Annotated in this window: 9 protein-coding genes; 5 read left to right on the forward strand and 4 right to left on the reverse strand. The window is 70.5% G+C overall.

All coding sequences use genetic code 11. The features are described from left to right. Positions 1-289 precede the first annotated feature (289 nt). The 3 genes from ACIRGA_RS40305 to ACIRGA_RS40315 form a co-directional block, all read right to left on the reverse strand. Positions 290-1,375 (reverse strand): ABC transporter substrate-binding protein, encoded by a 1,086-nt coding sequence (locus ACIRGA_RS40305; RefSeq protein ID WP_400952631.1) that lies wholly within the window; start codon positions 1,373-1,375, stop codon positions 290-292. 113 nt (positions 1,376-1,488) lie between these two features. Further along, positions 1,489-3,246 carry an ABC transporter ATP-binding protein gene (locus ACIRGA_RS40310; protein ID WP_400952635.1) on the reverse strand — a complete coding sequence of 586 codons (1,758 nt, stop codon included), beginning with the start codon at positions 3,244-3,246 and terminating at the stop codon, positions 1,489-1,491. Further along, the gene (locus ACIRGA_RS40315; RefSeq protein WP_400952639.1) at positions 3,243-4,922 is read right to left on the reverse strand and encodes an ABC transporter ATP-binding protein; all 1,680 of its coding nucleotides are present in this window, start codon (positions 4,920-4,922) and stop codon (positions 3,243-3,245) included. The genes ACIRGA_RS40310 and ACIRGA_RS40315 overlap by 4 nt, the downstream gene beginning before the upstream one ends. A gap of 104 nt (positions 4,923-5,026) precedes the next feature. Here ACIRGA_RS40315 and ACIRGA_RS40320 point away from each other — a divergent pair, with 104 nt between their 5' ends. Then, positions 5,027-6,070 (forward strand): FecCD family ABC transporter permease, encoded by a 1,044-nt coding sequence (locus ACIRGA_RS40320; protein ID WP_400952643.1) that lies wholly within the window; start codon positions 5,027-5,029, stop codon positions 6,068-6,070. A gap of 20 nt (positions 6,071-6,090) precedes the next feature. Further along, the gene (locus tag ACIRGA_RS40325; RefSeq protein WP_400952645.1) at positions 6,091-7,128 is read left to right on the forward strand and encodes a FecCD family ABC transporter permease; all 1,038 of its coding nucleotides are present in this window, start codon (positions 6,091-6,093) and stop codon (positions 7,126-7,128) included. On the opposite strand, the gene ACIRGA_RS40330 is transcribed toward ACIRGA_RS40325, so the two are convergent. Beyond that, positions 7,109-7,960, reverse strand: a complete 852-nt coding sequence (locus ACIRGA_RS40330) for a DMT family transporter (protein ID WP_400952648.1) — start codon at positions 7,958-7,960, stop codon at positions 7,109-7,111. The two genes, ACIRGA_RS40325 and ACIRGA_RS40330, sit on opposite strands and share 20 nt — an antisense overlap. A 40-nt stretch (positions 7,961-8,000) precedes the next feature. Here ACIRGA_RS40330 and ACIRGA_RS40335 point away from each other — a divergent pair, with 40 nt between their 5' ends. The 3 genes from ACIRGA_RS40335 (at position 8,001) to ACIRGA_RS40345 (ending at position 10,455) form a co-directional block, all read left to right on the forward strand. Continuing rightward, complete coding sequence (locus tag ACIRGA_RS40335) at positions 8,001-8,525, forward strand: DinB family protein (RefSeq protein ID WP_400952651.1); 525 nt, start codon at positions 8,001-8,003, stop codon at positions 8,523-8,525. 17 nt (positions 8,526-8,542) lie between these two features. Beyond that, positions 8,543-9,253 carry an MBL fold metallo-hydrolase gene (locus tag ACIRGA_RS40340; protein WP_400952655.1) on the forward strand — a complete coding sequence of 237 codons (711 nt, stop codon included), beginning with the start codon at positions 8,543-8,545 and terminating at the stop codon, positions 9,251-9,253. A 98-nt stretch (positions 9,254-9,351) separates the two neighbouring features. Further along, the gene (locus ACIRGA_RS40345; protein WP_400952658.1) at positions 9,352-10,455 is read left to right on the forward strand and encodes an LLM class flavin-dependent oxidoreductase; all 1,104 of its coding nucleotides are present in this window, start codon (positions 9,352-9,354) and stop codon (positions 10,453-10,455) included. Positions 10,456-10,718 lie beyond the last annotated feature (263 nt).

Here is a 10,718-nt window from a genome sequence, read left to right on the forward strand (position 1 = left end):
GCATTAGACGCGGCGAAGGGAGCCTTCATCCCACCATCGGCCCGCCCAAGAACACGCCACGTTTGACCTTCGGCTCAAAATAGAACGGACCGGTACTTGTCTCCCCATGTCTGAGCGGGGCGAATGTGAAGTGTCGGCGGGTCGTCGAAGGGGTGCAGGTCTCGGAGTTCGGCGACGTCGCAAGCTCGTACGACCCGCCTCGCAGCCGAGTGGGGAGGATTCCGGACACTCAACGTCCGAAATCCTCCCCACTCGCCGACATCGGCCCCACCACGGCAGGACGACGAGCTCAGCTTGCCGGCTTGACCTCGGTCTTCGGGTCACCGTCGACCGCCGCGGACAGCTGCGGCACGATCCGGTCGATCACGTACGGCAGGCTCAACACGGTCACGAAGGAGACCGCGCTGCCGTAGTTGCCCTCGTTCTCGATGAAGACTTCGCGCTTTTCCTTCGCCACCTTGAGACCGGTGTAGAGCGCGTCCTTCCCGAGGATCTCCTGCGCCTTGACCGGCGTGTCGATGAGCCACACGAGCGCGTCGCGGTCGAGCAGGTCGGTGCGTTCGGCGCTGAGGCTCTTGCCGAACTTGTCACCGATGACGGCGTCGAGGTCGGCGGGCAGCTTGAAGCCGAGCGATTCGAGGATGTGCGAGCGTCCGTCCTGGCTGCCGTAGACGAAGTAGCCCTCGTAGGTCGACGCCATCAGAGCCGACTTGCCCGCGAACTCCGGGTGGTCCTTGCGAGCCTGGGCGAACTTGTCCTCGACCGCCTTGACCAGTTCGTTCGCCTTGGTGGCGCGCCCGACGGCCTGGCCGACCTTCTTGGTCGCCTCGTTCCACGGGATGCCGTAGTCGTTGTACTCCTTGGGCTGCGCGACGACCGGGACACCGATCTGGCTCAGCTTGTCGTACTGCTCCTTGGTGAGCCCGGAGTACAGCGCGATGATCAGATCCGGCTTCAGCGCGGCGATCTTCTCGTACTGCGGCCCGTCCACGTCCTTGAGGACCTCGGGCAGCGCGGCGCCGCCGAGTTTGTCCGTCGCCCACGGGCCGATCGTGCCGGGGAACTTGCCGAGCCACTCGGTGACGCCCACCGGGACCACGCCGAGGGCGAGCAGCGCGTCCTGTTCGGTCAGGCCGACCGTGACCACGCGCTTGGGCTCCTGCGTGATGGTGGTGCTGCCGTACTTGTGCTCGATCGTGGTCGGGAACGCGTTCGCGTCGACCGCGGAGCCGGCGGAGTTCTGCGCGGCCGGGGTGGCGGGCTCGCCACCTCCTCCGCACGCGGTGAGCGAGGCGGCCAGCACCAGGGTGGACGCCAGCAGGCCGGCGGTCTTCAGGCGCCCGCGCACAGCGGAGAGGGTGGGGATCCGGGCCATCATCCGTCCTTCGTGATCGGAGGTCCGGCGCGCGGCCGGATTAATCGTGAATCAGGTTTGGCTAACCTAAGACGCCGACGGGTCGATTGCAACCGGTGACGCTGCGTCCCGGGTCACGTCGGTGAACGGTTGTCGGACCAGGCCGCCCAAAGCGTTGCGTATTGACCGCCGGAGGCCACGAGCTCGTCGTGCGTTCCGCTTTCGACGATCACGCCCGCGTCGAGCACGACGACGCGGTCCGAGGCCGCCGCCTGCGTCAGCCGGTGCGCGACGACGAGACCGGTCCGGCCCGCCAAAGCGGCGGCCGCGGCGGCTTCGAGGGTCTTCGCGCCCGCGCTCCCGGCTTCCGCGGTGGCTTCGTCGAGGATCGCGATCGGCGGATCGGCGAGCACCAGCCGCGCCAGCGCCAGCTGCTGGGATTGGGTGACCGTCAGCTGATGGCCGCCCTCGCCGACAACGGTCGCGAGACCGTCGCCCAGGGCTTCCGCCCAGCCGCGGGCGCCGACCTTTTCCAGTGCTGCCAGCAAATCCGCGTCGGATGCGTCCGGTCGGGCGAGGCGGAGGTCGTCCGCCAGCGAACCGGCGAAGACGTGTACCTCCTGGCTGATCAGCGCGACCGCCCGCCGCGTGGCGGACGGCCCGAGTTCGTCGAGCGGAACCCCGCCGACGGAGATCGTTCCCGCTGCCGGGGTGTGGATCCCGGCGATCAGCTTGGCCAGTGTCGTCTTCCCGGCCCCGCTCGCCCCGACCAGCGCGACCCGCTCGCCGGGGGAGAGGCTGAGATCGACGTCCCGCAGCACCGGATGACCGTCCACATAGGAATGGGAGATCCCGGACGCCTTCACCGACGCGTCGACGGGCCTCGCGGGCCGCTCGGGTTCGCGCGGCGCGGGCAGATCGGCGACACCGATCAGCCGGGCGAGGCTCGCGATGGCCGCCTGCGCATCGTCCACCAGCGCGAGCGCGGTGTTGATCGGACCGAACAGGCTGTGGAAGTACAACGCCGCCGCCGTCGCCGCGCCGACGGTCACCGCGTCGGCGCCCACCAGCAGGAAACCGGCGGCGAGCACGGCCGAGAGGCCGATGAACTCGGCGAGGTTGAGCCGGGCGAAGAACTTCGTCATCAGCCGGACACCGCGCAGCATCAAGTCCATCGCGCCCTCGGACCGCTGTCGTACGCGCTCCACGTGGGCGTCGGCGAGGCGGAACGCGCGGACGGTCTTCGCGCCGCCGATCGTGTCGAGCAGTTGCTGCTGCTGCGATCCCGTCGCGATCCGCTGCTTCGCGTACAGCGGGACGGCGTTGCGGACGTACCAGCGCACGGTGTGCAGCTGGATCGGCGCCGCCAGCAGCGCGGCGAGCAGGAACCGCCAGTCCAGGACGGCGAGTGCGCCGAGCGTCAGCACGATGGTGAGCACGGAGCGGCCCAGTTCGGGCAGGGCTTCGCGGACCGCCCTCGCGACCACCGTGACGTCGTTGGTGACGCGGGCGGTCAGGTCGCCGGAGCCCGCGCGTTCGACCTGTTCCAGCGGGAGACCCAGTGCCCGGTCGACGAACCGTTCGCGCAGTTCCGCCAGCAGCGTTTCGCCGAGCTTCGCGGTGAGCGAGACACCCAGCGCCGTCGCGATGGCCTGTGCGACGGCGACCAGCACCAAGGCCACCACCGGAGTCGTCAGTTCGGTCGCGGGCCGTTTTTCGATGACCAGGTCGACGATGTGGCCGAGCAGCCTGGCGGTGAGCAGCCCGATCGCGGTGGCACCGACGAGCATCACGAGCGCGCCCGCGGCGCGGGCCTTCGAGGTGCGGAGCAGTTCGCCGAGGACCGCCCGGATCCGTTCGCCGTCGGCGGTGGGGAGGAGTTCGCGGGTCATGACAGCACCGCCGCGCGGTAGTCGGCGCGATCGCGGACGAGTTCGGCGTGGCCGCCCTCGCCGGTGATCCGGCCGCCGTCGAGCACGACGACGCGGTCCGCCACGGCGAGCAGGGCGGGGCTCGTGGTCACCAGGATCGTGGTCCGTCCTCGTCGTAGCCGGGCGAGCCCGGTGGCGATCTTCGCCTCCGTCACGGTGTCGACCGCCGTCGTCGGGTCGTGGACGACGAGCACCGGCGCGTCCGCGGCGAGCGCGCGGGCGAGCGCGACCCGTTGCCGCTGGCCGCCGGAGAGGGAACGTCCGCGTTCGGTGACCGCGGTCCGGGTGCCGTCCGGCAGCGCCGCCGCGACCTCGTCCGCCGCCGACGCGGCCAAGGCCTCGTCGGGTGAGCCGCCGCCGACGTTCTCCGCGAGCGTCCCTTCGAACAGATCCGCGTCGTGCGCCGCGACCAGGACGACCTCCCGTACCCGCTCGGGGTCCACAGTGGACAGATCCACGCCGTCGACGTGGACACTGCCCTCGGCGGGATCGCCCGCGCGGCCGAGGCAGTCGAGCAGATCGGTCGCCGCGGCCGGATCCGCGGCGACGACGCCGATCAGCTGTCCCGCCGGGATGTCGAGGTTGACACCGCGGAGGCTGCCGTACGAGACCTCGGTGAGCCGGACGTTCCCGGTGGCGGGCGAAGGGAGTTCGCCGCCGCCCGGTTCCACCGCGGCCGGCGTGGTCAGCAGGTCGGCGACGCGGGACGCGGACGCGCGGCCCTGCGCCAGTTCGCCGTTGACCCACGAGAAGATCAGGAACGGGGTGAGCAGGAACTGGGCGAGCCCGACGGCCGCGACGAGGTCGCCGACGCTGATCGACCCCGAAGCCGCGAGATGGCCGCCGACGAGGGCGACGATCGCGATGAAGACGCCGGTCAGCGCGAGCACGGCGCCGTCGTGCCAGGCCTTGGCCCGTGCGGCGCGCAACGTCGCCTTGAGCGAGTTCTGGCTCGTGTCGCGGTAGCGGGCGACGGCGGCCGGTTCGGCGCCGATGCCCTTGAGCACCCGCAGCCCGGAGACCAGATCCGTGGCGACCCCCGAGGCGTGCGCGGATCGCTCCTGTTCCGCCTCGCTGCGGCGTTCCAGCGGCTTCCCGATGAGATGCGCGAGGTACAGCAGCGGTGGCGTGCCCAGCAGCACGAGAAGTCCCAGCGGAAGCGAGATGCGCAGGAGAGCGATGGCGCTGACCAGGACCCCGGCGAGCGCGGCGATCCCGAACGGCAGTGCCGCGTTCACCACCCCGACCCGTTGCGCGTCGCTGGTGCCGATGTTGACCAGTTCGCCGGCGAGTTTGCCGTTTTCGGCGCCACCGCCGGGATGCAGGACCCGGCGGCTGATCGCGATGCGGAGGTCGTGCGCGGCCCGCAGTGACGCGCCTTCGGCCGCGCGCGCGGCGAATCGGTAGCTATAGGACAGTCCCGCGAAGACGAGCGCGAGCACGGCGAGCCAGAACACCAGCGTGCCCGCCGAACCGCCGTCGACCGCCTGGTCGATCACCACGCCGATGATCACCGGGACGAGTGCTTCGCCTCCCTGGTGCCCGGCGGCGAGCACGGAGGCGAGCGTGACCTGCCGTCGTTGTCCGGAGATCGCCTGGCGCAGGACGCTCCGGCTGGTGGTGGCCGTTGCGGGCACCGGCGCCTCCGTTCGTGAGGGGAAGGTAAGGCTAGTCTAAGTAGGTGGCTCGTTGAGGTGAACTCCGGCGTTCGGTTAGCCTCGCCTCACTTTAAGGAGGTCCCGTGGTCGTCACCGAACGCCCGCCCGAAGCGGCGTCCCCGCCCAGCGCGGCGGCACGGACGTTCCGCGCCGGCGGTTTGGTGGTCGGGTTCGCCCTGCTGGCACTCGTCTTCCTGCTCAGCATCTGGGTGGGGTCGAAGAGCATCCCGTTCACCTCGACCTGGTCGGTGCTGTGGCACAACGACGGCTCGACCGACGCGGTGATCATCCACGACCTCCGCATCCCGCGGACCCTGCTGGGCGTGGTCGTCGGGGCGGCACTCGGCCTCGCGGGCGCGGTGATGCAGGCGCTCACCCGGAATCCGCTCGCCGACCCCGGCCTGCTCGGCGTCAACACCGGTGCCTCGGCCGCCGTCGTGTCGGGTATCGCGTTCGTCGGGGTCACCAGCGTGCTCGGGTACATCTGGTTCGCCTTCGCCGGCGCCGCAATCGCGTCGGTCGTGGTGTACGTCCTCGGCTCGGCGGGCCGCAGCGCCACCCCGGACCGGCTCGTGCTCGCCGGTTCGGCCGTGATGGCGGTGCTCCAGGCTTACATCGTCGGGATCCTGCTGCTGATGCCCGAGACGTTCAACCAGTTCCGCTTCTGGAACGTCGGTTCGCTCAGCGGCCGCAAATGGGACGTGTTCTGGCAGATCTCGCCGTTCGTGGCGGTCGGCGCGGTCATCGCGCTGCTGCTCGCCAGGCCGCTCAACGTCCTCGCGCTCGGCGACCAGACCGGCAAGGCGCTCGGCGCCCACGTCGGCCGCACCCGGGTGCTGGGCGCGATCGTGGTGATGCTGCTCTGCGGCGCGGGTACCGCGGCCGTCGGGCCGGTGCTGTTCCTCGGGCTGGCCGTACCGCACGCCGCGCGCATGCTGGCCGGCCCGGATCAGCGGTGGGTCCTGCCGTACTCGATGCTGCTCGCGCCGATCGCGCTGATCGGCGCCGACGTCGTCGGCCGCGTGCTGAACCCACCGGAGGAACTGCAGGCCGGCATCGTCGTCGCGTTCCTCGGCGCGCCGGTGTTCATCGCGCTCTGCCGCCGCAGGAAGCTGGCCCGCCTGTGACCATCAAGGAGCATCCACCGATGAGCACCCGCGTCCTGCGCACCCCGGGCGGCGGACTTTCCCTGCGCGTCACGCCGCGGGCCGCGATCGTCGTCGTACTGCTGGCCGTCGCCGTGTTCTTCGTCGGCGCGGTCAGCATGACCACCGGCGACTACCCGCTGTCCGTCGGCGAGGTCATCCAGACGCTGTTCGGTTTCGGCGACCGGAGCACCGAGTTCATCGTGACCACCCTCCGGCTGCCCCGGCTGCTGACCGCCCTGCTGGTCGGCGGCGCGCTCGCGGTCAGTGGCGCGATCCTGCAGAGCCTGTCCGGGAATCCCCTGGGCAGCCCCGATTTCATCGGCTTCACCGAAGGCGCGGCGGCCGGGGCGCTGCTGACGATCATCGTGGTGCACGGCGGGATGCTCCAGGTGTCGCTGGGTGCGCTCGTCGGCGGTGTCGTGACGGCGGCGTTGATCGCGTTGCTCGCGCTGAAAGGCGGCGTGCACACCTTCCGGCTGATCCTCGTCGGCATCGGGGTGAACGCGATGCTCATCGCGTTCAACTCCTACCTGATCACCAGGGCCGCCTGGCAGGACGGCCTCGCGGCGCAGGCCTGGCTGGTCGGCGGGCTCAACGGACGCGGCTGGGAGCACGTCGTCCCGGTCGCGATCGCCATCGCCGTCCTGCTGCCGCCCGCGTTCATCTACGGCAGAAGGCTTTCCCTGCTGGAGATGGGCGACGATTCGGCCATGGGGCTCGGCGTGCCGGTCCAGCGGAGCCGGCTCGTGCTGCTCGGAGTCAGTGTCGGGCTGTGTTCGATCGCGACGGCGGCCGCCGGCCCGATCGCGTTCCTGGCCCTCGCCGCGCCTCAGCTGGCGAAGCGGCTCACCCGCTCTTCTGGACCCGGGCTCGCCGCCGCCGCGCTGATGGGCATGCTTCTGCTGGTGACGAGTGATCTGGTCACCCAGCAGTTCTTGGCCGGTCTGCCCGTCGGTCTGGTGACCGGGGCGATCGGCGGGCTGTACCTGGCTTGGCTGCTGGTGTCCCGGCGCGGAGTCAGCCGAGCGGCGCGCTGACCGGCTCGATCGGTGCGGGCTCGCCGAACCGGGCCAGCGCGAGCGCGGCGGAAACCGCGAGCGCGAACCCGACCACCGCCACGACCGCGAAGCCCGGCCGCGTGGTGTCGCCCAGCACGAGAACCCCGATCAGGGAAGGGAAGACGGTCTCGCCGATCACCATCATCGCGGTCGAGGTGGTGACACTGCCGCGTTGCAACGCGGTGGCGTAGAACAACATCGCCAGCGCGCCGGCCACGCCCAGGGTGTACGTGGCCGGGTCGGTCAGCAGAACCAGCGGGGCGAGGCTCGTGAGCGCGCGGCCGGAAAGGGCGACCACGCCGAAGCACAGACCGGCGATCAGGCCCAGCGCCGGTGTCCGGATCCGTCGTGCCGCGCGGCCGGCGAACATCCCGGCCGTGCCGAGCACGACGACCGCGCCGATCAGCACGAGCCGGAACCCCAGGCCGGTCGGCTCCGAGCCCTCGCTCTCGGCCGAAATCCCGAGCAACGCGAGCCCGGCGCACACGACGGCCACCGCCGTCCATTCGCGACGGCCCAGCCGGACGCCGAGCGTGCGTGCGGCGACCGCGGTCACCGCGAGACTTCCCGCCAGCGCCGCCTGGACCACGAACAGCGGCAGCACCCGCAGGGCGGCGACCTGGGCGACGAACCCGACGACGTCCAGCGCCAGGCCCGCGACGAACTTCCACTGCCGCAGCACCCGCACGAGCAGCCGGGGATCGACGCGGTCTTCGGCGCCCGAGGTCGCTTTCGCGGCGATCGCCTGCATCACCGAAGCGACACCGTACGCACAGGCCGCGAAGAACGCGCAAATCAATCCCCACCACATGAACCGGAGCCTAGTCCTGCCCGCTGTGTAGAGTGTCCGCATGTCGAACACGGGTTCGAGCGCCGCCGAGCCGGTGGAGCGGGCTTGGCCGGACGGGATCGCCGAGGACGAAAGCGGGATCCAGTGGGATTTCCTGCGTTTCCTCCGCGCGACGGCGGTCAACAAGGTCGTCGGGCTGACCAGGGAACAGGCGGCCGCGACACCGCTGCCGTCGTCCCCGCGGACGAGCGCGCTGGGGCTGCTCAAGCATCTGACCGCGGTGGAACGCTGGTGGCTCTCGATCGAGGCGGGCGGCGCCGATCTGCCTTCGCTGTGGGAAGGCTCACCGGATCCGAGCTGGGAGCTGTCCGAGGACGACGACCCGCGCTCGGTCGTCGAGGCGTACCGCGCCGAGTGGGCGTTGTCGGAGTCTTCGCTGGCCGGCGTCTCGCCGGACGACCGGGCGCGCAAGTCGGGGAAGTTCACCGTGCGCTGGGTGCTCGCCCACGTCCTTCAAGAGACCGCGCGCCACGTCGGGCATCTGGACGTCTTGAGGGAGCTGGCCGACGGAACCACGGGGGAGTAGCGCCGTAAGGTGTCCGCATGGCTGACAGGCTGTACTTCCGGCAATTGCTCGCGGGCCGTGACTTCGCGGTGGGGGACCCCGTCGCGACGCAGATGGTCAACTTCGCCTATCTGATCGGCGACCGCGAGACGAACGAGGCCGTCGTCGTCGACCCGGCGTACGCCGTCGGCGATCTGCTGGACCTGCTGGAAGCCGACGGCATGCGGCTGACCGGTGTCCTCGCCACGCATCACCACCCCGACCACGTCGGCGGCGAGATGATGGGGTTCTCGCTGCCGGGGATCGCGGAGCTGCTGGAGCGCGTCCAGGTGCCGATCCACGTCAACGGCGCGGAGGCCGAGTGGGTCCGCCGCATCACCGGCGTCTCCGGAACCGACCTGCGTTCGCACGAGCACGACGACGTCATCGAGGTCGGGGCGGTGCCGATCCGGCTGCTGCACACGCCGGGGCACACTCCGGGCAGCCAGTGCTTCCTCGTCGACGGGAAGCTCGTCTCGGGGGACACGCTGTTCCTCGAAGGCTGCGGCCGGACCGATTTCCCCGGCGGTGACGCGGACGCGATCTACCGGAGCCTGCAGTGGCTGGCCGGGCTGGACGGCGATCCGGTCGTTTACCCGGGACATCAGTACTCCGCCGAGCCGTCGGCGAACCTGTCGCGAGTGAAGGACACGAACTTCGTGTTCCGGCCGAAGTCGCTGGAGGAATGGCGGCTGATGTTCGGCGGCTGACCGCATTCAGAGGACTAAACGCGCGGAAGGCGTCCAGATCGCGGGACGCTGAGCCCGCCGATTGACCCGGCCCGCCCCGGAAGCCGAAGCTCGGAACCGTGACGCTCAAGCTGCATTGGTTTCTGCCCACCACCGGCGATGGCCGGACGATCGTCGAGCACTTCCACGCCAGCCGCGCCGCCGGAGCGTCCGCCGCTCGTGAGCCGAGCCTCGACCACCTCGCGCAGGTCGCCCGCGCCGCCGAGGCCAACGGTTTCGAGGGTGTGCTGACGCCGACCGGCACCTGGTGCGAGGACGCCTGGCTGACGACGGCCGCGTTGATCCGCGAGACGAGGAACCTCAAGTTCCTGGTCGCGTTCCGGCCGGGGACGGTCTCGCCGACGCTGGCCGCGCAGATGGCCGGGACGTTCCAGCGGATCTCGCGGGGACGCGTGCTGCTCAACGTCGTCACCGGCGGCGACGCGGTCGAGCAGCGCCGTTTCGGCGACTGGCACGATCACGACCAGCGTTACGCGCGCACCGGCGAGTTCCTCGAGATCGTGCGCGGGGTGTGGAGCGGCAAGCCGTTCGACTTCGACGGCGAGCATCTCAAGGTCGAGGGCGCGACCACACGCGCGGCCCCGGATCCGGTGCCGCCGATCTATTTCGGTGGTTCGTCGCCGGCGGCGCTGCCGGTCGCGGCGAGGCACGCCGACGTCTACCTGACCTGGGGCGAGCCTCCCGCGCAGGTCGCCGAGAAGATCGCCAAGGTCCGCGAACTCGCCGAGGAGCAGGGCCGGAAGCTCCGCTTCGGCATCCGGCTGCACACCCTTTCCCGTGACACGTCGGCGGAAGCCTGGGCCGAGGCGGGAAAACTGCTCGACGCGATCGACCCGGCGCGGATCGCCCACACCCAGGAACAGTTGTCCGCCAGCGAATCCGTCGGCCAGCAACGGATGGCCGCGTTGCACGGCGGGAAGACCGATGGCGGCGTCCGCGGCTTGGAGGTGTACCCCAATCTGTGGGCCGGGATCGGCCTGGTCCGCGGCGGAGCGGGCACCGCGCTCGTCGGTAGTCACCGCGAGGTGGCCGACCTCATCGAGGAGTACCACGCGCACGGCATCGAGGAGTTCGTCCTGTCCGGATACCCACATCTGGAAGAGGCGTACTGGTTCGGCGAGGGAGTGCGGCCGGAGCTGGTCCGGCGCGGGCTCGTCGCGTAAACGGGGTAAGTCGAATATGGCGTGCCGCGCACCCTTTGCGGCCTGGATCCGCGCTGACCGACGAGGGGCGATTGCGTGGTGAATGTCCACAAGGGACACTGTTCGAGCCGCAAGTGTTCGGTTTGGGTAGTATGCACGGTTTCACACGGGGGTCGTGAGTGGCACAGAGGGTTCTATTGAGGGGTAAGGCAAACGTGGCATGGTCGGTGCGGGTGGGGGGGGGGGGGGGGGTGGGGGGGGGGGGGGTTGGGAGAACCAAAAAA

Origin of the sequence: Amycolatopsis sp. NPDC102389, from assembly GCF_044765885.1 — a bacterium.
In the GTDB taxonomy this organism is placed as follows: domain Bacteria; phylum Actinomycetota; class Actinomycetes; order Mycobacteriales; family Pseudonocardiaceae; genus Amycolatopsis.